The 22,084-nt window shown below is 37.7% G+C and carries 18 protein-coding genes; 8 read left to right on the top strand and 10 right to left on the bottom strand.

Annotation, left to right across the window (positions count from 1 at the left end; all coding sequences use genetic code 11):
* Nucleotides 1–12: 12 nt before the first annotated feature.
* The 3 genes from P0Y49_10085 (at nucleotide 13) to mnmA (ending at nucleotide 6,114) form a co-directional block, all read left to right on the top strand.
* Nucleotides 13–3,150: a TonB-dependent receptor gene (locus P0Y49_10085; GenBank protein ID WEK21485.1), complete on the top strand. Its 3,138-nt coding sequence runs from the start codon at nucleotides 13–15 to the stop codon at nucleotides 3,148–3,150.
* Between the two features lie 17 nt (nucleotides 3,151–3,167).
* Nucleotides 3,168–4,856 carry a RagB/SusD family nutrient uptake outer membrane protein gene (locus P0Y49_10090; protein ID WEK21486.1) on the top strand — a complete coding sequence of 563 codons (1,689 nt, stop codon included), beginning with the start codon at nucleotides 3,168–3,170 and terminating at the stop codon, nucleotides 4,854–4,856.
* A gap of 166 nt (nucleotides 4,857–5,022) precedes the next feature.
* Nucleotides 5,023–6,114: a tRNA 2-thiouridine(34) synthase MnmA gene (gene mnmA / locus P0Y49_10095; GenBank protein WEK21487.1), complete on the top strand. Its 1,092-nt coding sequence runs from the start codon at nucleotides 5,023–5,025 to the stop codon at nucleotides 6,112–6,114.
* Nucleotides 6,115–6,120: 6 nt separating this feature from the next.
* On the opposite strand, the gene P0Y49_10100 is transcribed toward mnmA, so the two are convergent.
* The 3 genes from P0Y49_10100 to P0Y49_10110 all read right to left on the bottom strand — a co-directional run bounded on the left by P0Y49_10100 (nucleotide 6,121) and on the right by P0Y49_10110 (nucleotide 8,423).
* Nucleotides 6,121–7,068: a metallophosphatase gene (locus tag P0Y49_10100; GenBank protein ID WEK21488.1), complete on the bottom strand. Its 948-nt coding sequence runs from the start codon at nucleotides 7,066–7,068 to the stop codon at nucleotides 6,121–6,123.
* The gene (locus P0Y49_10105) at nucleotides 7,046–7,804 is read right to left on the bottom strand and encodes a 5'-nucleotidase C-terminal domain-containing protein (GenBank protein WEK21489.1); all 759 of its coding nucleotides are present in this window, start codon (nucleotides 7,802–7,804) and stop codon (nucleotides 7,046–7,048) included. Before P0Y49_10105 ends, P0Y49_10100 begins: the two co-directional genes overlap by 23 nt.
* A gap of 106 nt (nucleotides 7,805–7,910) precedes the next feature.
* Nucleotides 7,911–8,423 carry a glutathione peroxidase gene (locus P0Y49_10110; GenBank protein WEK21490.1) on the bottom strand — a complete coding sequence of 171 codons (513 nt, stop codon included), beginning with the start codon at nucleotides 8,421–8,423 and terminating at the stop codon, nucleotides 7,911–7,913.
* A gap of 149 nt (nucleotides 8,424–8,572) precedes the next feature.
* On the opposite strand from P0Y49_10110, the gene P0Y49_10115 reads away from it, so the two are divergent.
* Entirely contained in the window at nucleotides 8,573–8,830 is a 258-nt protein-coding gene (locus P0Y49_10115) for an ORF6N domain-containing protein (GenBank protein WEK21491.1), read from the top strand.
* Nucleotides 8,831–8,993: 163 nt separating this feature from the next.
* Here the strand turns inward: P0Y49_10115 and P0Y49_10120 are convergent, their stop codons facing one another.
* The 6 genes from P0Y49_10120 to P0Y49_10145 all read right to left on the bottom strand — a co-directional run bounded on the left by P0Y49_10120 (nucleotide 8,994) and on the right by P0Y49_10145 (nucleotide 15,242).
* Nucleotides 8,994–10,667: a hypothetical protein gene (locus tag P0Y49_10120; GenBank protein ID WEK21492.1), complete on the bottom strand. Its 1,674-nt coding sequence runs from the start codon at nucleotides 10,665–10,667 to the stop codon at nucleotides 8,994–8,996.
* Nucleotides 10,668–11,423: 756 nt separating this feature from the next.
* Complete coding sequence (locus P0Y49_10125) at nucleotides 11,424–12,314, bottom strand: hypothetical protein (GenBank protein ID WEK21493.1); 891 nt, start codon at nucleotides 12,312–12,314, stop codon at nucleotides 11,424–11,426.
* A gap of 856 nt (nucleotides 12,315–13,170) precedes the next feature.
* Nucleotides 13,171–13,500: a hypothetical protein gene (locus P0Y49_10130; GenBank protein ID WEK21494.1), complete on the bottom strand. Its 330-nt coding sequence runs from the start codon at nucleotides 13,498–13,500 to the stop codon at nucleotides 13,171–13,173.
* A 37-nt stretch (nucleotides 13,501–13,537) separates the two neighbouring features.
* Nucleotides 13,538–14,503: a hypothetical protein gene (locus P0Y49_10135; protein ID WEK21495.1), complete on the bottom strand. Its 966-nt coding sequence runs from the start codon at nucleotides 14,501–14,503 to the stop codon at nucleotides 13,538–13,540.
* 125 nt (nucleotides 14,504–14,628) lie between these two features.
* The gene (locus P0Y49_10140) at nucleotides 14,629–14,970 is read right to left on the bottom strand and encodes a hypothetical protein (GenBank protein WEK21496.1); all 342 of its coding nucleotides are present in this window, start codon (nucleotides 14,968–14,970) and stop codon (nucleotides 14,629–14,631) included.
* 11 nt (nucleotides 14,971–14,981) lie between these two features.
* A complete protein-coding gene (locus P0Y49_10145; protein ID WEK21497.1) occupies nucleotides 14,982–15,242 on the bottom strand; it encodes a helix-turn-helix transcriptional regulator in 261 nt (86 codons plus the stop codon).
* Nucleotides 15,243–15,605: 363 nt separating this feature from the next.
* On the opposite strand from P0Y49_10145, the gene P0Y49_10150 reads away from it, so the two are divergent.
* The 4 genes from P0Y49_10150 to P0Y49_10165 all read left to right on the top strand — a co-directional run bounded on the left by P0Y49_10150 (nucleotide 15,606) and on the right by P0Y49_10165 (nucleotide 20,522).
* Complete coding sequence (locus P0Y49_10150; protein ID WEK21498.1) at nucleotides 15,606–16,502, top strand: HEPN domain-containing protein; 897 nt, start codon at nucleotides 15,606–15,608, stop codon at nucleotides 16,500–16,502.
* Nucleotides 16,503–16,704: 202 nt separating this feature from the next.
* Nucleotides 16,705–17,406, top strand: a complete 702-nt coding sequence (locus tag P0Y49_10155; protein WEK21499.1) for a DUF6266 family protein — start codon at nucleotides 16,705–16,707, stop codon at nucleotides 17,404–17,406.
* A gap of 136 nt (nucleotides 17,407–17,542) precedes the next feature.
* Complete coding sequence (gene topA / locus P0Y49_10160; protein ID WEK21500.1) at nucleotides 17,543–20,113, top strand: type I DNA topoisomerase; 2,571 nt, start codon at nucleotides 17,543–17,545, stop codon at nucleotides 20,111–20,113.
* Nucleotides 20,114–20,117: 4 nt separating this feature from the next.
* Nucleotides 20,118–20,522: a hypothetical protein gene (locus tag P0Y49_10165; GenBank protein ID WEK21501.1), complete on the top strand. Its 405-nt coding sequence runs from the start codon at nucleotides 20,118–20,120 to the stop codon at nucleotides 20,520–20,522.
* Nucleotides 20,523–20,576: 54 nt separating this feature from the next.
* Here the strand turns inward: P0Y49_10165 and P0Y49_10170 are convergent, their stop codons facing one another.
* Entirely contained in the window at nucleotides 20,577–21,992 is a 1,416-nt protein-coding gene (locus P0Y49_10170; protein WEK21502.1) for a DNA/RNA non-specific endonuclease, read from the bottom strand.
* Nucleotides 21,993–22,084: the final 92 nt, after the last annotated feature.

A 22,084-nucleotide genomic window follows, 5' to 3' on the forward strand; every position in this document is an offset into this window, starting at 1 on the left:
GCAATATAACATATGATAAAGCAGATAAGTGTAAATAAGGGGATCATCATGGCCATCGTGGCATTATTGTGGTCTGTAAGTCTGTACGCACAGCAACGTACCTTAAAAGGGAAAGTTTTAGACGAAACAAATGCTCCCCTATTGGGAGCAACAGTATCCATAGCAGGAAAAGTTAATAAGACAATGACCAATGAAAAAGGTGCCTTTTCATTGCGCGTACAAAAAGGTGAGACCTTAACGATTTCCTATATAGGTTACATACAACAAGCCATTCGGATTGGTGATCAGGAAGATGTAACTATCAGATTAAAACCAGATGCCGCGTTGTTGGACGAGTTTGTTGTAGTAGGTTATAATACGGTAAAACGTGGCGACCTTACCGGATCCGTTTCTACTGTTAAAGGAAAAGACGTAGAAGGCTTTAAATCAGCTTCCGTTTTAGGGGCTTTAGGTGGCCAGGTTGCGGGTGTACAAATCACCTCTCTTGATGGTGAGCCAGGTGCTGGATTTAATGTCAACATTCGTGGGATCGGAACTTTAACAGGCAACTCCTCTCCTCTTTATATTGTAGATGGATTTGAAGTGAGTAATCTTAATTTTCTCCCAAATACAGATATAGAATCAGTAGAAGTACTGAAGGATGCATCTGCTTCCGCTATATATGGAGCAAGAGCAGCAAACGGAGTAGTTTTAATTACTACCAAATCTGGAAAAGTAGGAAAACCAGTGTTAAATTACAGTAATTCGAGTACTTACCGTACCATCAATAAGACATTGGATTTATTGAGCCCGTATGAATTTGTAAAATTACAAGGAGATGTAAATAGTGCCTATGCAGGAGCTTATTATAAACCAGGTGCAGATGCGAATGGAATACCTTACAAGTACCAGTCGGCCGAGGATTATATTGGTGTACAAGGCGTAAATTGGCAAGATGAAACATTTAAACCTACCTGGTCCAATGATCAAAATATTTCAGTAAGTGGAGGTGTAGAAACAACCAAGTACAATTTCTCACTAAACAGATACAATGAAAACGGTATATTCAACAATAGCGATTTTGGCAGAACAGCAGCCAAGATGAGAATCAACCAAAAATTGACCAACAACATTACTGTAGATGCGACGATAAACTACGGTAAGACCAATAAATCAGGACTTGGAACTACTGCAGACAACGGAAGATTTAATATGTTGGCACAGATTTTTAGCGCCAGGCCTACCGGAGGATTAGCGCTAGATAATGAAGCACTTTTGACATCGGCTATCGATCCTGTAATGCTGGAAGACGGGACAAGTTTAGCCCAGGTAAATCCTATCGTACAAACACAGTCTACCATCAACGACAGATCAGAAGAGTTATGGGGTTCCAATTTATCAGTGAATTGGGAAATATTGAAAGGATTAACTTTCCGCTCCGCAGGAACCTTTAACACTACCAACACACGTATCGACCAGTTTTATAAAAATGGTTCAAAAGAGGCTTTCCGTAATGGACAAAGGCCTTATGGACAAACACAAATGGGTAAAAACGTGCGTTGGACTAATTACAACAATTTAACCTGGAAAAAGAAAATTGATAACAAAAACTCTTACGATGTAATGCTAGGTCAGGAGTTGTCTTTCAACAGCTCTGAATTTTTGTTAGGTCAGGCGATGGATTTCCCTTTCGATAATCTGGGTAATGACAATTTAGGCGTTGGTGCTACACCAAGCATTGTAAACACAGGCTATTCAGATAAAAAGCTTTTATCTTTCTTCGCCAGAGCAAATTATAATTACGACAATAAGTATTTGTTAACTGCAACAATAAGAGCAGATGGGTCAACTGTTTTCTCTGAGAAAAACAAATGGGGATACTTCCCTTCTTTCTCCGGGGCATGGCGCATTTCACAAGAAGATTTCATGAAAAATGTACCTCTTATATCTGACCTTAAACTTCGCTTAGGATGGGGAATAGTTGGTAATGATAGAATATCCAATTTCCTTTCATTAGATCTTTATAATACGTCAAAATATGGTATTGGTAGCACTACATACACCGTTTTGACTCCAAAACAACTCAAAAACGAAAATCTGAAATGGGAAGGATCATCTACCATTAATATGGGGATTGATTGGGGATTCTTAAAAAATCGTGTGACTATGGTTACAGATTTCTTTATTAAAGATACCAAAGATCTTTTACTAGCTCAGTCGCTTGCACAGCTAACAGGATTCTCGTCTCAATATCAGAATATCGGAAAAATCAGAAACAAAGGTTTTGAATTAGCGATAACAGGTAAGCCTATTTTAAACAAAGATTTTTCATGGGAAACTAATTTTAACATTTCTTTCATCAAGAATAAGTTAATCGCACTCCAATCTGGTGCATCAACCATGTACACACGTTCTGGTTTTGATAGTAATTTTACCGAAAATGATTACGCTGCAATTGTTGGCCAATCTTTAGGTTTGATATATGGTTATGAATTTGATGGCATCTATCAGTATAGCGATTTCAATACCACGCCTGATGGAAAATTGATTTTAAAAGATGGTGTTACCAATAACAAACGTCTTACAAACCCAGCTCCGGGAATGGTGAAATATAAAGATCAGGATGGTGATGGAATAATCACTACTAAAGACCGTACTGTTATTGGACATGCTATACCAAAATTTTATGGCGGGTTTAACAATACATTCAACTATAAAAAGTTTGATCTGGGTGTTCAGGTACAATTCAACTATGGCAATGACATCTACAATGCAACTCGTTTATATGCTACACAATCCCGTTCAGGACGTAGAAATATGCTGGCAGAGGTTGCAGATAGATGGACACCTACACATGCTTCTAACTTAGTGCCTTCTACTAATGGATATGTGACTAATGATGTTTATTCGCGCTTTATTGAGGATGGTTCTTTTATAAGATTGAAAAGTGTTTCATTAGGTTATACCTTACCTGCCGAATGGTCTAGAAAAGCTTATATGTCACGTGCCAGAATATTTACCTCAGCACAAAATTTACTTACTTTTTCGGGATACAGCGGTTACGATCCGGAAGTGAGCACATCAGGTAACAATCCAATGACTCCAGGATTGGATTGGGGAGCATACCCTAAAAGTAAGGTATTTACATTTGGAGTGGAAGTTCAGTTTTAATCAAAAACAAAGAAGAAATGAAAACAAAAATTTATTATATACTAGCTGTACTTGCGTTAATGATGAACACATCGTGTAAGGATTACTTGATGGAAGAGTCAAAAACGGATATCGATAAAAACAAGTATATGAACAATGCGGCGGAAGCCGAAAATGTATTATTGGGTGTTTATCGTAACATGACAACAGATGAATTGTATGGTTTCAATCTATCTATCCTGTTTACAATGGGGACTGATATTTCTCAGGTAGAAGGTAGCACCAATGAAAACTTCCGTATTATTCCTACCAATTCGTTTACAGCCAATCAGGCAGAAGTACAAGGCACCTATGCTAAATTATACAATTCTGTATACAATGCCAATGATTTCATCGAAAGCCTGGAACAGAAAATGGTTAATTATTCGGATGCTGATAAACGATTGGCGACAATTTATCTGGCCGAAGCCAAAGGTTTGCGTGGACTATATTATTTTGAATTATTGCGTCTGTATGGCCATATCGCTTTAATCACCAATACAGCAATGTCTAATCAGGCCCCTGATACATTTGTACAGGAAGATCCGGCAAAAGTTTATGAATTTATTGAACAGGATTTGAAATATGCTATAGACAATCTTCCTTACGCTGTAGATGATACATACAGAAGTAATAAAAGCTTCCGTCTTTCCAAAGGTTCGGCTTTAGGTTTATTGAGTAAAGTATACGCAACATGGGCCGGATATCCTGTAAGAGATGTATCTAAATGGGAAATGGCGGCTAAAACTGCACAAATATTAATTCAGTCAAACAAACACGGTTTGTTAGATAATTATGAGCAGCTATGGAAAAACTCTGGTGCTGGTCTTTGGAATCCAACAGAAAGTTTAATTGAAGTTACTTTCTATTCTCCAACAGCAACTAATGGATCTAATGATCCGATAGGTCGTATTGGTAAATGGAACGGTGTTAAAACTACTACCAGTACAGACCGTGGAAGTAATGCAGGCAACATGAAGGTTGTACATACTTTTGTATTGGATTGGCGTAACTATCCCGAGGATTTAAGAAGAGATATTTCTGTAGCTAACTATCTATACAGTCCGACAAAAACACTATGCGCAAAGGGCGCCAGTGATACCGAACAGCTTGCAATAGCTAATGATGCGGACCCGACAAAGAAACAGAAAGAAAAACAAAACTATACACCAGGCAAATGGGATACCGAAAAATATGTTCCTCAAAGCAATAAGCTGATCAATAACGATTATTCCAACGTTAACTGGTATATTTTGCGTTATGCAGATGTACTGTTGATATATGCAGAAGCATTGAACGAATGGAAACAAGGACCAACTCCTGACGCTTACACAGCCGTAAATATGGTAAGGAGACGTGGTTATGGCTTGCCTATAGGTACAGCCAGCGCTTTAGCTGATTTACCAGCAGGTTTGGATGTGAATGGTTTCCGTGACGCTGTTCACAAAGAACGTGCTTTCGAATTGGCTTTTGAAGGCGACAGAAAGTTAGATTTAATCCGTTGGGGCATATACTACGAAACAGTTAAGGATACAGCTAAAAAACTAGGAACATGGTGGATTACTGCCGGCGCTCCTAATTATGCAGTTGCAACACCTGGTTATACCACCAAAGGCAAACACGATCTATTCCCAATTCCACAACGTGAAATGGATTTAACCAAATTTCAACAAAATTTTGGTTGGTAGTCTATAAATGATTGAATGATAAAAATGCGGTTAGGAAGAATTTTCTAACCGCATTTTTATTTACACCTAATTGACTACCCCTACTCATAATTTTACTTAAAAAGCCTTACTTTTGCGGCTTGTATTTATATGCCGGGCCTTGAACCCGAGTCAGTATTAAAAAATTATGAGTAAACGCGGTAGAATATTAGTCGCCATGAGTGGCGGTGTTGATAGTTCAGTAGCAGCTGTAATGTTGCACGAACAAGGGTATGAAGTGATTGGCTTAACCATGAAAACATGGGATTACGCGACTTCAGGAAGTAACAGTAAGGAAACAGGCTGTTGCAGTCTGGATAGCATTAATGATGCCCGTACCCTTGCCGTTAACTACGGTTTTCCGCATTATATCCTCGACATCAGGGACGAGTTTGGTGATTTTGTAATCGATAACTTCGTGGACGAGTACCTTGCAGGCCGCACCCCTAACCCTTGTGTTTTGTGTAACACCCATATCAAATGGGAAGCCTTGTTAAAACGGGCCAATAAATTGGATTGCGAGTTTATCGCAACCGGACATTATGCTAATATCCGCCAGTTGGATTCAGGACGTCATGTCATTTCAAAAGGTAAAGACGAAAACAAAGATCAATCATATGTATTGTGGGGTGTTTCACAAGAAAACCTTGCGCGTACACAATTTCCATTAGGTTCTTTTGCTAAATCTGAAATCAGACAAATGGCTTTAGATATGGGACAAGAAGAGCTGGCTAAGAAAAGCGAAAGCTATGAGATCTGTTTTGTACCTGACAACGATTACCGAGCTTTCTTAAAACATAAAGTAGAGGATTTAGAGCAACGTGTTGCCGGTGGCAATTTCATTACCAGCAATGGCATGGTTGTAGGACAACATAAAGGTTATCCATTCTATACCATCGGACAAAGAAAAGGTCTGGGGATTGCTTTTGGTGAACCCATGTTTGTTACCCAAATCCTTCCAGAGAGTAATACCGTAGTATTGGGTAGAGCTGATGAACTGGAACGCAGAGAAGCACTGGTAAGAAATGTAAACCTGGTTAAATACGAGAGTATTTTAGAACCTATGGATAATGTGGTAACTAAAATACGTTATAAAGACGCTGGAATGCTAAGTACAATTGTCCAGGAAAACGACAAAATGCGTGTAGTATTCGACCACAATGTATCGGCAATAGCACCCGGACAATCTGCAGTATTTTATGAAGGAAACGACCTTTTAGGTGGCGGTTTCCTTTGCTAAATATATTTAACTATCTAATTCGTTTGAGATAATATAAGGTGAAGCGGTTTTAATCCGCTTGCCTTTATACCGTTCAAAGTAATAATCTATTCTACCCAAATTGATCCCTGCAAAGCCAACCTGGTTAATGGTTGTAATGCGCCCACTCAGATTCTGTACATCTTCAGGCTGATCCATAAAGGTATGTGTGTGGCCACCAATAATCAGGTCAATATTTCTGTTGTTTTTGGCCAATACCTGATCAGATACTTTATTGGAAGCATATTTATAACCCAAATGAGATAAGCAGATTACCAGATCACACTTCAGATCTTGCTTTAGCAAATCAGCCATTTCATTTGCCTTTGTAACAGGATCAATAAAAATGGTGTCCCCGTAATTCTTATCTTCAACCAAACCTTTCAGTTCAAGGCCAATTCCAAATACACCAATCTTTAATCCACCCTTTTTAAATACCTTGTAAGGCTGTGTAGCACCCTTAAGTAAGGTGTTCGAGAAATCGTAATTGCTACACAATATTGGGAAATTTGCGTGTGGCAATTGCTTATTAAAGCCTGCTAAACCGTTATCGAAATCATGATTACCCATTGTTGCAGCATCATACCCCATTGCGCTCATTAATTTAATTTCCAGCTCACCACCAAACTTATTAAAGTAAGGTGTACCTTGAAAAATATCACCGGCATCAAGTAGCAGCACATTTTCTTCTTTAGCTCTAATCTGTTTGATCAGTGCCGAACGTCTTGCCGTACCACCTAAACCTTGATTTTTTGAGCCATCCATAGGAAAGGGTTCTATCCTACTGTGTACATCATTGGTATGTAATATGGTTAATTTCAGTACATCGCCAGCGGCAAAGCCATTTAGGGAACTTAAACTCAATGCAGTAGCAGCAGCGGCTATTCCTCCCGTTTTGATAAAATCTCTACGGTTAATCTTTTGTAATTCTTCCATCTAGTTTAGGGCTAATAGTCTGGCCTGCAGCTTGTTTTTCTTTTACATAATTAATAAGTGCTTCTCTAACTTTTAAGCCGAGCACCTTTTTTTCAATAGGGTCTTTAAAACCCAGGGCATTGTCGCCACCGCCTGCTATATAATCAGAGGTCAACACACGATAAGTTTTATTTGGATCAAATGCTTTACCATTGATAAAAACATCAACAGGCTTCTTATGTACTATTTTCATGCGTAAACCAGCAACTGGCTGTCCATTCGTGGCCGCAATAAAATTTAGCAGTTCCTGTACATCCGAACCTTTTAAAGTAAAAGCAACCAGCTCATTTTCAAAAGGCATCAATTCAAATATATTCGTTAATTTAATCTCTCCCTTTGGAACATCTACCCGTATCCCTCCTTTTGTTGAAGGCATTGCAAAATCAATTGTCGGGTCATACTTTAAGGACTGTTGAAGGGCAGCGTCAGAGAAAAAATCTCCTAATACGGTTTCCGGAAGATCATTGCTTTTTACCATCAGCACATCAGAATAACCTAAGACCTGGTTCATTTCAGCATCAAGCTGCTTTTTATAAGGTAAGTAAGTTTTTATCACGGTACTATCTACCGCCACATTCTTATTGATGGCATATTCTGCTCTATTTGCTTTCACCAGCTTATAGCCGGATGAGCAGGAGGCAACTAAAAGTACAACTGGTAGCGCTAAATAATTCCGGAACGACTTGATATAATCCATATTTATTATTGACCACAAAAATACATCAAACATTAGAATTTGAGGTTAAAAAAAAGAGAAATCCAGGTTATGAATTTCTCTTTTTTACAGCAAAACGACCTTTTGCTTACAAATTCTTTGTAATCTCTTCATCTAAAGGTTTTACTTTAGAACGAAAACGATGTACCAATTGTCCTTTTTCATTGATCAGGAATTTTTCGAAGTTCCAGTTGATATCTCCTGTAAAATCAGGGTTCTCAGCCGTAGTCAGGTATTTAAATAAGGGCGTAATATCATTTCCTTTCACACTGCTTTTTTCTGCCAATAAGAAAGTAACATTATATTTCCCTGTACAAAACTCTTTGATTTCGCTGTTGGTAGCCAATTCTTGTCCGCCAAAATTGCCAGCCGGAAAACCTATCAATACCACATCTTTGCCATACTGTTTATGCAATTTCTCCAAATCTTCATATTGTGGCGTATACCCACATTTGGAGGCTGTATTTACAATAAGGATCTTCTTGCCCTTAAATTTAGACAGCTTTATTTCCTTGCCGTCAATGGTTTTAAAAGAGAAATCATAAACGCTTTTTGCCGGCTGTGTAAAAAGCATAGTTAGTAATATTAATAATGTATTCATGTCTTTTTGTTTTGTGGATAGATACGAAGTTAAGCAGAAATAGCTTAGTAATTTATAATGATAACATTTCTTTTTGATTTTAACCAACTTATATGAAGTTCCACTTAGACTTACATAAATTTCTAATCTATTTTTTTAATTGACCAAGTATGACCGAGAACAAAGATAACATAATGATCCCCGACGAAATTATAATTAACCAGATCTATCATATACGTGGATTTAAGGTGATGTTGGATACCGATTTAGCTGTACTTTATGAAGTAGAAACCAAGCAGCTTAAAAGACAGGTTAAACGAAATATAGATCGTTTCCCCGAAGATTTTATGTTTGAGCTTGGGAACGAAGAGCAAAAAATCTTAAGGAGCCAATTTGGCACCTTAAGACATGGCCAACATTCAAAATAGAATATGATGGTTTTCACCGAGCAGGAAGTTTCCGATACAAACATTGCACATCGCTAAAAATCAGTTAATTAAAAAATAACAGCAACAAAAAAGCAACGGCCTTTAAGCACTAGAAATGACCATATTTAGTTTGTAATCTCCTTTACAGAAAAAGTTTCATTAATTAAGTGCGATTTTCACTCTCTTTATTTTTAAAACGAAGATCCATTGCAATTTGAAGTGATGGGACATCTAATACTAATGAGGCGGTAAGGGCTTGCGCCGTCTTTAATGGAAGTGTCCTATGGGCAATCCTTGATATGTCCAAGACGCGCTTGGCTCGCTCATATTGATCCACTCGTGCGTAAGCAGGAATGTCATTTAGGATTTGTGGATCAAACTCTATTGGATCGCCTTTTTTGATTTTTTTTGAGGGTTGAGTCTTACCTAAGTCTTTAAACATTTTGGTAGCAGCTTGAATACATGCTGTAAGTTGCCGTGTATATTCAGGATCAACACTAATTTCTACGCCCACAAAACCAATTTGTACAAAGGGCTTGGCAATAACATTAGTTCTTACTTTCCCTCTTATCGAGGCATCGGTAACCCTACAACTCACCATTATATCAAAGTTAGATTCAGTTCCGATTGTTCTCAAAGTGAGCTCATTATTGGCTAATGTGCAATGCACCAATACTGTCGCAGAAACAGACTTGGCAACTCGTCCAACGAAAACCCCTGCTAAAACATTTAATGATAATGTTACATCTGCTGTTATATCATTTCCTTCAACTATCCAAGCGACTTTCGGTTCGCGGTAACGTTGAGTCTCTACGCTAAGATGAACCATTTCATTACGTTTTGTAATGGTAAATTTGTATTCTCGGTTATCAAAGCAACACTGAGGTAGCAGATCGCAGAGCCGGCTTTCTGCTGGATCGGGTCGAAACATTCCGCTTACCTCCTCTTTATGTTCCGTGCCGATAGTACCGAGAATTCTCGCTTTATAATCTCTATCAATTGGAATCACATTCGCACCATATTGATTGGAAAAGTAAGCTGTAACATGAGCGCCATTTACCCAAGCAGTCTGTCCAGGTAATTTTGGTAGTTTATCTCCGCCAATAACGGCAGCATCACCAATTTCACCTTTTTCCGGATTGTTGGCATACCAACCATCAGACTCCGGATCAGTTAGCATTTCTACTAGCTCATGAGTAAATACTCCAATTACATCCTCAGGATCGCTGGCAGGCACATCACCAAATGACATTACCCAAGCAACCCAATACCAATCTACATCCCATGGAAATGTATAGTTATAATCCTTTGTATGTGATCCAAGCTCGCCAATTGATTGAGTGAATCCTTTTGGCATAAATACGACAAATGCTATTTTTTCATCATCCGGATCCGGAAAAACATTATCGTCAATAAGATCATCAATTAAGTCAGGAACTGCTTGTATGTCATCACTAGCACTAAATGAAGAGGGAGCACTCGGATTAGTAACTATCCTTGCTCCACGCCAGTACGGCTTATCTACACCATATTGCTTTAGTTCTGAAAAGTAATCACTAGCTAGTACTGCTTGAACACGTGTTTCAATTAGAATCCTCCGGCCAGAACCTTCTGCTGTGTTCCACCAATCTCCCCAAAACAGGAGCTCCACTGGCATGCCACTTCCAACGGAACCACCATGATAATCAACCGAAAAACCTGGTAGTGCTGAATCGGCAAAAACTAATACTGGAACATTAGGATGATTCCAGGAACTTTGAAAGGTTCGTTCAGTTAACATATAAGTAAAGACTGAAATTTCTTTTTTCAGGTCTACAATTGTACGTGTAATAGGCATAAGATAGAATTTAAATGATTAGTCGCTTTTTATTTGTAAAAAATCGATTTAAAAAAAGAGAATATTTTAAAATCAGATGCAAGGAGAAAGATTGTCCCCCACGGTAAATGGTATACAAACAAATAATAAGAATTTTTGTTTTTAAAAAGTCTCTTCCTCTGCCGAGGAAAAAACTCAAAAACTTCAAAAAGACCTTTCTAGCGAACGGCCTTACTTATATTTATTTGTAATGTCTTCGCCAGTATTTATATCCAGATAGATTTGATTTAAATTTTTACAGACTCAATTCTTGCTGTTGTAACTTTCCCTTCTTGCGCCTTTTTTTGTTTCTCATGATAGGAGCCTGATATTAACAGATATACAAGAATTTTTAACTTTAAAAGGTAATATGAAAAAGTCAAGATTTACGGAGACTCGGATTGTGAAAGCAATCAAAGAACTTGAAAATGGTAGAAATGTAAATTGATCACCCATTTCGAAACCTTCAGCGTATAAGAGATCCTGAGCAATTATGGGTTAGAACTCTTCGGGGATTTAGTTATTTGAGTTTAATTACAGATGCTTATTCAAGAAAAATAGTCGGTTATTCGCTTCATCCAACATTAAAGACGATTGGTTGTATAAAGTCGTTAATTTAGATGAAGCGGGAGTGGTCGGAGATCATTCCCGCTTTCTTATATAGTAGTTTGCTTTAATCTTCATTGAAACTACGCACAAACATAGTTATAGAGGTTTTTATTGCCAGTTTAAAATGATCTAAAATTTCAATGCTATGCCCATTTCTAAATTAAATAGTTTGGATTTATTAGATAACTCAGTGCTTATATCTTCAGGTAATTTATTTTGAGCAATGGAGTAAGTTGGGGTAAGTGTAAAGATAAAGTGCTTGATTTTGTATTCTACCGGAACAGAGAATTCATAATCAAGCACTTTAAATTTCGCAAGATCATCCCGCTTTGCAGCCATCAATTTATTTAGTGAGGCTGTCTTAGCTTCATTTTTACCTTTTTTATTCACGAGAAATGAATCATAAAAATTTTGCGTACCTGTGTTTAAAGTAGCAGCAGGTGAAATGATCAAAATATCTTTAGCATTAAAAAGACTGGTTGCAATAAAAGCATGGCTTAGGCTAGCACTTAAAAAAATATCATTTTTATCCCCCTGCTTATTAAAGACATAATCCGCACTTAATGATGGGGTGATAATCTTGCCAAAATCATAATTTAAACTAACGTTAACTAATGCGCTTTGGGAAGAAGCAATAAGGGGACTTTTAGTATTATAAAATGATTTCGTAAAAGATACACTACCGTCAAGGTTATCTGTCAGGTCAAAATCGTATCCCGCAGAGAGGTCTCCGCTAGCCAGCTCTTTAGATTTGCTGTTTGGCAGATAATCAAGACTTCCAGCCACAAAAATACCAGACCTGAAAGTGTATTTAATGTTAGGCGTTATAACAGGTATACGTACCGTATCTGAACGCCCCATAAAAACACTGTTGCTTAAATAGTTAACACCGAATTTGAGTGATGATATCTTACTATCATTTTTGATTAAATCGTCTTTAATGAGGCTTTGTCCAAAGCTACAGACTGTAGAAAAAACCAAAACAAAAATCAATAAAGATTTATAAAAATACCTGGTCATAAGAAGGGTTGAAATTAAATTTATAGGACTCATGAAGTTATTGAAGGCTAATGCTATTAAATAATGTGTGCAGATACGCAAGTTGCTTCGGCGAAAAGTTTTCCCGTTCAGCTCTTTTTAGAATTCTGTTCTCTTTTTCAACATGTTTTTTCATCCTATCTTTCGGCGCGTAGACAGACATATACTCCTCCATACATGAGTATTGCTGCTGCACTATCCGCTTTTTCTTTAATACTTAATTCTTTTTTTATCCCACGATTATTATTTGAAACAACCGTCAAAGCAAAATACGATTTATTGCCCGAATCTTTATGATCATTTTCAGTTTGTTCGTATACTTCATTTTCCGATGAAACGTTTATCTAATAATTGTTCCAAAAATGGCGAACTTATTATATTTTCGTGAATACTTCAACCCTTAAGTACTATGTTCCAACATTACAAATTTCCGCTCCAAATATGGATAACCTGCATACTTATCGGACCGAAACTCACTCTGATTATGTTCAAATATTTAGTAACAAATGAAATTAGATTTTCGACTGGCTATTGGACAGTCTATTTCTTGGCAGTATTCATGGGGGCTATTTTATCGGTGCCCTTTTTCTTCTTTCTAAGATTTTGCTATATAGTTCTATTGGATAAGAATGCAGCTATTTGGTCAATGAGAGCCGTACTGTCGTTACTTGGTTTATTTTTTTGTATTACATTATTTCTACTGTTGTCATTAACTGGCTTTTCAAGATTTTGGTCTAGAGATACTTTCATCATGGTCGCATCATACTCCATACCTTTAATTATAAGTACATGTCTATATAAGATTGACAAAACAATCAAGCAATAACATTATTAAATTTTAAGCTCCGTTATCAAAATCGTATCCCGCAGAGAGGTCCCCGCTAGCCAGCACTTTAGATTTGCTGTTTGGCAGATAATCAAGACTTCCAGCCACAAAAATACCAGACCTGAAAGTGTATTTAATGTTAGGCGTTATAACAGGTATACGTACCGTATCTGAACGCCCCATAAAAACACTGTTGCTTAAATAGTTAACACCGAATTTGAGTGATGATATCTTACTATCATTTTTGATTAAATCGTCTTTAATGAGGCTTTGTCCAAAGCTACAGACTGTAGAAAAAACCAAAACAAAAATCAATAAAGATTTATAAAAATACCTGGTCATAAGAAGGGTTGAAATTAAATTTATAGGACTCATGAAGTTATTGAAGGCTAATGCTATTAAATAATGTGTGCAGATACGCAAGTTGCTTCGGCGAAAAGTTTTCCCGTTCAGCTCTTTTTAGAACTCTGTTCTCTTTTTCAACATGTTTTTTCATCCTATCTTTCGGCGCGTAGACAGACATATACTCCTCCATACTTTGCTTCAACTTTCCCCTGAGGCAGGAACCTGGATTCGCCATATAATAGTTGGTGAAGCTAGCCATGTGATTATAAAATAATTCTTCTACAGTTGTAGTAAAGAACTGCATTGTTAAATCTTCCGACTTCGACTTGGCACATATTTTTTCCAATTCATGAACAGTAGAAACATCAAACTTTCCGTACATGAGTATCGCTGCTACACTATCCGCTTTTTCTTTAATACTTAATTCTTTTTTTATCCCACGATTATTATTTGAAACAACCGTCAAAGCAAAATACGATTTATTGCCCGAATCTTTATGATCATTTTCAGGCTGTTCGTATGCTTCATTTTCCGATATGGATTTGACATTTGTAATTAATTCCAGTTCTGCTATAATATTTTGATAAAACCGCATAGAAATACTTCTCTGTTCTGTGGGGTCCAATACTGCTTTTCTGTACCAAGTTCCATTTCTAAAAACTGACCTTAGCGCAATCGTAGTTGAAGTTTCATTATGGTTATCATCTATCGGTATGTAAGAGAAGAAGTACATCTCTTCATGATCTTTTTTAAGATATAAAACCTCCCCTTCCCTTATACCGATGGCAGAATCTCCTTTCCAATATTCTGAATCATATTGCCACCTTTCTGGAATTTCATTTTCGGGATGTGCATTTCTAAAGCTGTCAACAGCTAGTTTAAACTTATCTTTCTGTATTGGGAAAGTAATAAAGGCCCAACCACCTAAACTTCCTTCGTCTGGATAGTTACAGGAAAACAAGAGTGCGCACATTAAAAGAAAAAGGAAAGATCTAAGCATTTACGACGATTAAAAACAGCCACTACACAATATAATCATTAAAAAAGCGTCTTTGTATCTGAGAGCGTTAATTTAGATGAAGCGGGAGTGGTCGGAGATCATTCCCACTTTCTTTTTTAGTAGAGTTATCCATTTTGTAATCGTTTGTATAAAAAGGGTTTCAACGCGATTTCATTTCTAAGTTGTTCAAATTCATTAGTGAAAAACAACTGATAAAAATGCTTCACTTCTTCCCAATTGGTAACTTTTGCCTGTATTTGTTCATCTTGATTTTCTCCATAAACAAAAAACATATTTAAGTCTTTATGAACTTCAAGTACATATTCTTTACTCAAGTGCCCAACCCAAAATGCATCGTGCTCCTCGTCCATTTTAATTAACTCTTCAATTGCAACACTAATATCGTCAAATGTCATATTATCAACTGAGTCGCCCCAGCCCTTTTCTATCCAAAATTCTGTAGTCATAAACCTGTTCTCTAAATTTTGTTTAGATTATCATAATCTTCATTGAAGAACTCACCTAAACTCACCCCGAAACAATTTAGAATATTAATGAGTGTGCCAATCGTTATGTTAGCACTCCCCGCTTCATATTTACCATATTGAGAACGGTTCAGGTTGTTTTCATAAGAAAATTTATCTGGGCTGGTATATCCACTGGACTTACGGAGACTTTTAAGCCTCAAACCTATTTTCTTTAGCTCTTTTTCATTTGTTAAAAGATCCTTATTTGCCATAAAATAAAGTAAAGCAAATACTCCATTTTTACACACTCCATAAAAAGAGTATTTTTATTTGGAGTATTGAAATTATATGATTATCTTAGGATATTAAATAATTGATTATGTGAGAATAAACAATAAATAAAATATTAATGGTCTTGCGGTTGCATATCTGAAGCCGTAACGCAAGACAGCAGAATACCCAGCCTATTTACTAATATGCTATATTTGCGTATTCCTAAAATAGGTGCGGGACTGCTGTACACTCGTGTTACGTAAGGCTTCAGAAACTCTATGCAACCACGAGATGCAGTTCCGCACCTATTTCTGCATCTCCAAGACTCATTTAAACTGCAACCAATTAAATGAGATCAATATATGGAACTACAAATCTTATCACCAACAGAAGATCATGCGATTTACTTTAAAGCGTTTATCCATAAACTTGTCCAAAAGTTCAAGCCTCTTCAAATCTTTAGTTTTTCTAAAAACAGTTACACCCATGATGATCAGGGCTGTTTTAAAGAAAAAGCCGCTACCTTTCATTGCGATTATTGCTTGCTGCTTGTTACTGATAGCAATACCAGAATTGATTATGAGGCACAGGATTTTTCAAATGGAAATTACAAACAGGGCGTAATTACTGTCCTCTGTCATGGGAAAGAAGCCATTGAAGAAGCTATTATAGCTAATAATCGTTTTTTTATTACGGTTTGCAGTACTGCTAAATTGATTTACAGCCATAACGGAATGACCACTTTCGATTTATCCAATCGTTTCATTCCAACTGAGGCTGCTATAAAAGCAAGAAAACATTTCGACCACAGAATTACATTAGCAGACGGTTTCTTAACCGGAGCACATGAGTGCATCATTACTGAACAGCACAATGTATGCGCATTTATGTTACATCAGGTTGTAGAGCAAACCTGTATTGCGCTGATCCGGGTGCATCTGGCCTATCGTGCAGAGATACATAATTTACAACGTCTTTTACGGCTCTGCTCCTCCTTTTCGAATGCCCCAATTAAAATGTTCTTATCTGGTAGTCCTGCTGATGAAAAATTATTTGATCTATTGCTTAAAAGCTATTCAGGGGCAAGATACAAGGATACTTTTAAGGTTTCAGAAGATGACTCTTGGCTTTTATATAATAAGGTTTCAGAATTTGTCACACTCGCCAAAGGAATGTGCGAAGATAAAATAGCACAATTAACACATCAGTCCATGATTTATAGTGAATTTGTTGCTTCAGCCAAAGCCGTTAATTACTAACCAATTTCACAATGCTATATCACTTATATCTACACGGGTTCTATACGCCTTCTCTACGGGTTCCCTACGGCTAAAAGCGTAAAGAAGACGTATAGAACCCGTAGAGAATATGTAACGAATTCGATAGCAAACAAATACACTATAACTAATTCAGTATCTTCAAAATAAGATATCAATACCGATATTGGCTAACCAAATAAATATGGCACGTATGAAAAATGGTCCTTATGGGCCAATAGTAGGAAGAATAGGAAATACCGTTGGATACATCCGACTCGGCGAACCAATCGTAAGGATTATCGCCACTCCGAAAAAAAACAGGGTGAAATCAGAAAAACAGATCGCTGCATTCGATAAAATGCGTGTAATCATGGAATTTGTATCTCCCATAAACACATTTGTCAATACCAGTTTTAAACTAGCTGTTCGGGGTACAACCAAAATCCCCCAAAACGCCGCAGTTTCATTGAATATCAATGCTGCTGTAAAGGGTGAATATCCAAATCTGGAATTGGATTATCCTAAAATCATGGTGAGCAAGGGTAATTTACTTCCGGCACAAAATCCAGTAATCAGTTTTAATGTAGAATCCCCGATTAATGAAAATGCGATTTACACCAATGTGTCCATAAAATTTCAATGGGATGTAGATCCAGAATTGGAATATGAGATGAACAGAGCTGAAGTAATGTTGCTGGCCTACTTACCGGATAATAAAAGTACATTCTTCAAAGTAACCGGCGCTCGAAGATCAGCAGGGGAAGATACTTTGCATGGGTGTATTGCCATTAAAAATCACGGAAATATTATCAAAGATCGGTTTATAGAGACCTATATTGCATTTATTTCTGATGATCGGGAAAGTATTTCAGATAGTATCTATACGGGAAGAGTAGTTTTATAAATCAACATTGTTACATGCTTAATTATTACTATATATCGGATTAAATGAGCTGTTTACAAATATATTTATTATAAAAAGCCTGTCGAATTTTGAAATTAGCCTTATTTATAGCTTTATTTGCAAAAAAACGGTCTGAATGGCGAAGAATTTACTAATAGTTGAGTCACCTGCGAAAGCTAAAACCATTGAAGGGTATTTAGGTAAGGATTTCCTTGTTAAATCGAGTTACGGTCATATCCGTGACCTTGTGAAAGGAGATATGGGTATAGATATATCCAATAATTTCGCACAAACATATGAAGTTCCGTCTGATAAGAAGCAGGTAGTAGCCGAACTGAAGAAATTAGCCAAAGACGCAGAAATGGTATGGCTCGCATCCGATGAGGACCGCGAGGGGGAAGCCATATCATGGCATTTATATGAAACATTAGGACTTAAGGAAAACAAGACAAAAAGGATTGTTTTTCATGAGATCACTAAGCCGGCAATATTAAAAGCGATAGAAACACCGCGATCTATAGATTACAACCTGGTAAATGCACAGCAAGCCAGACGTGTATTGGATCGATTGGTAGGTTTTGAGCTTTCTCCCGTATTATGGAAAAAAATCAAACCTTCCCTATCGGCAGGACGCGTACAGTCCGTTGCTGTTCGCTTAATTGTAGATAGAGAACGTGAAGTAAATAAATTTAATGCTGCTGCTGCTTTTAAAATCACAGCAGAGTTTTCTACGGGTAATGGAAAAGAGCTGGTAAAAGCTGAATTGCCACAACGATTCCAAAAGGAAGCCGATGCAGAGCAGTTTCTCAACGACTGCGTTGGCGCTGGTTTTTCTGTGGATAGTCTGGAGACCAAGCCAGCAAAACGCAACCCGGCCGCACCTTTTACCACTTCTACATTACAACAGGAAGCCTCACGTAAGCTAGGTTATTCGGTAAGCAGGACAATGCAGATTGCACAAAGGCTATATGAAAGCGGACGTATTACCTATATGAGGACAGATTCGGTAAACCTTTCTGAAACTGCATTACAAGCTGCTGCTGCTGAGATTAGATCTGCTTATGGCGACAAATACCATCAGCCAAGAACTTATAAAACGAAATCTGCAGGTGCACAGGAAGCTCACGAAGCCATCCGCCCTACTTATTTTAATCACCATACTGTGCCTGGCGATAGTTCTGAGCAACGTTTATATGAGCTAATCTGGAAACGTGCCATCGCATCCCAAATGAGCGAGGCATTGTTTGAGAAGACAACGGCACAAATTGCAGTTAGCACACGTAAAGAACAATTGATAGCTGAAGGTGAAGTTTTGAAATTTGATGGCTTCTTAAAGGTATATCTTGAATCCTCAGATGAGGAAGATGCAGAAGATTCGGAAGGCAACAATATGTTGCCGCCACTTTCACGTGGACAGGAACTTACTTTGAAAGTAATGAATGCTACGGAGCGTTTTTCAAGACCTCCCGCACGTTATACTGAAGCTTCATTGGTTAAGAAACTGGAAGAATTGGGTATCGGCAGACCATCTACCTATGCACCTACTATTTCCACCATTCAAAATCGTGGCTATGTGGTTAAAGAAGACCGTGATGGTCGTCAACGTACTTTTGGAGCTATTGAGCTGATAAATGGTAACGTTACAAAAAAAATAAAAACAGAAATTACCGGGGCAGAAAAAGGTAAGCTCTTCCCTACTGATATAGGTGAGGTGGTAAACGATTTCCTTGTAGAGCATTTTAAAGGAATTGTTGATTTTAACTTCACCGCAAGTGTAGAGAAGGAATTTGATGAGATCGCACAAGGCTTGCAGGAATGGACAAAAATGCTCCACTCCTTTTATACGCCTTTCCATTTAGAGGTAGAAACGACATTGGAGACGGCCGACCGTGCCAATGGTGAGCGTTTGCTGGGCGTTGATCCATCTACCGGTAAAAATGTATATACTAAAGTTGGCAGGTTTGGCCCATTGGTTCAGATTGGTGAAAATGACGACGAAGAAAAACCGCGTTATGCGAGTTTAGCAAAATCACAATCGGTAGGTACCGTTACCCTTGAAGAAGCTTTAGAACAGTTTAAATTACCTTTTCAACTCGAAGATTACCAGGGCAAAGAGGTTTCTGTAGGTGTAGGCCGTTTTGGTCCTTATGTGAAATGGGGAGAGACTTATATTTCTATTCCTAAAAATGAAGAACCTCTGTCGGTTGACCAGGATCGTGCAATAGAGATTATTAGTGAGAAAATTACTGCAGATGCACCGGTTGCACATTATCAGGGAATGCCGGTAACTAAAGGAACAGGTAGATTTGGACCATTCATTAAATGGAATGATCTATTTATCAATGTACCGAAAGCTTATAATTTCGACAAGCTCTCTCAAGTTGACATTGAAGAACTAATTGGTAAGAAAATAGAAAAAGAAGCCAATAGATTTATTCAGCAGTGGACAGCTGAGAAAATTGCGATTGAAAATGGCAGATGGGGACCATTTATCCGTTTTGGTAAAGAAATGCTCAAACTGCGTAAAAACCCGGCCACCAATGACAAATATACTCCTGAAGAATTGGCTTCAATCTCTTTAGAGGAGGTTAAAAAATTAATCGTTGAACAAGTGCCTAATGCATTTGAACCTAAAAAGGCCAGCGCTAAAAAAACAACTGGCACTAAAACTGCTGTAAAGAAGAAAGCTCCGGCTAAGAAAAAGTAAAACAATGAAGAAGGATCTTCCTGAAAATATAGTTGAAGATGTGGCAATGGCGGTGGTATTGACTGGTGAAACGCCTGAAGTGATGAATTGGACAGTTTATGTGATAAACCTGAAAGATGTTGCACTGGATAATGTGCTAATCAGCTCCAAAGGATATGGGGAAAAGGATGGTAGAATGGTTAAAACATCAGTTTTACGTCATTTTGTTGGAAACCTGGGGCCTAAGTCCTTTGCCGGTGTAGAAGGTATAGATCCAGAAATTTTCGGGCTGACAAATGAATATTGGTTGAGCTATTATGTAGATGGAGTGATTTACGATAAGAAGTTTATTTTCCTTCCTGAAAGTATAGTTGATGAAAATCTAATACATGTTCCCCTGGTAAACATGCCCGGGGTTATGATTAAATAATAAAAAAAGGTGTGCTAATTATAGCACACCTTTTTTTATTGGATATTTTTCCTGTTAGTTTGCGGTATCTACTTTTGTTTTGATTGCATCCTGAATACCTGCAGGTAAGGCCGACAATAAAGTATACCCCGTAGCGGTTTCAATAGCTTTAACGCTTACCCGATATTTTTTCCAATCCGAATCAATGGTGTTTATATTAGGTGTATTAACGGCAATAACACGAGTGTTTGCAGAAACCCTGCTAATATCGTCGTTACCTACAGGGATGATAACTGCTACTTTCCATACGTTTGATGGCACAGTAACTTTACCACCAGCAATTGTAGTTGCCGCCCCATTACTACCTGTACCACCGATACCATAGCTTCCCATGATAATATATATTTCATTACCCTCTAACACCTTAGTACGTAAATAAGATTCTAAGTTACCCCAGGTTTGTTGATTATTTTGTGGTGCCTGAGGAATCATATTTGTCATTAAGAAGGTAGCACTATTGGCATTAGCAGAACTTGTTCTGTCAGCAGATGGCGTGTTATGACCACGGTCAAATCCAGATCCTGAATAACTATTGCTTTGCACAACAAAAGCACTTTGTGGAAGTCCGTTAAAACCGGCAAAATTATTTAATCTATCGCTGGCACCAGTAATGTTACTAGCATCTAAATGCCAGCTTACCCAATTAGGTGTACCGCGGCTACTGCTATAGGATTCTACATAATAGCTTTGATCAAGCAGGAAATTATCCATACTTACAGAATTGGCATTCGAAGGGTTACCAAATAATAAATTACTATTATCGCCAACTGCAGGTTGAGCATCAGTGCCCGCAGTAACTCCCCTTGGGGTAGCTGCCGAACCTCCAACAGGATCTGCCGGATCTGTATCTGGAATTGATACCAGGATGCCAGGATCACCAGTTCCTCTAAAAGTGATGTCATCTAAGTTTATCCTTGTTGTTCCAGCCTTTTGAATCTGAAAACGAACTTTACCGGTCGTCGTTACCGCAAATGAATCCAACTTTAAAGTACTGTTGTCTTCTGCAATATCGGCTCCAAGCTGTGTATAAGTCGTACCACCATCGGTCGACATGAGCAATTTCCATGTAGAAGCTGCATCTGTCCCATATTTACCATGTTTAATATACAACATCTTCAATCCATTCACATCAAAATTCATGGTCACGCTACCTGTCCTTAATCTGATACTTTTTAATCCATTCTTTAAATCTGGCGCCGTGTTTCCAATCAAAGCATCATCTAAAGTCCAGCTACCTGTAGGCATTTTTACAACAGCACTAGCATAAGCCGTTTTGGTTGGTGCATTTTCGAAATCTTCAGTAATCGAGTATGCTGCTGGTGGAGGTGGCGGAACAACCGGGTCAATAATGGCTAATTCCTGAGTGCTTTTTTTGGAACAACCTGCAAGTACAAACGCAAGGCTTCCATAGAGTAGAATTTTTTTAATCATGTTTATTTTTTATAAGTGGATACAAATTTGAAGCGTTTATATTACCTTAATGTTAGTTTATTGATATTTTTTCTACTTTTTTGAAGTCGTTG

The sequence above is a fragment of the Candidatus Pedobacter colombiensis genome, assembly GCA_029202485.1.
In the GTDB taxonomy this organism is placed as follows: Bacteria; Bacteroidota; Bacteroidia; order Sphingobacteriales; family Sphingobacteriaceae; genus Pedobacter; species Pedobacter colombiensis.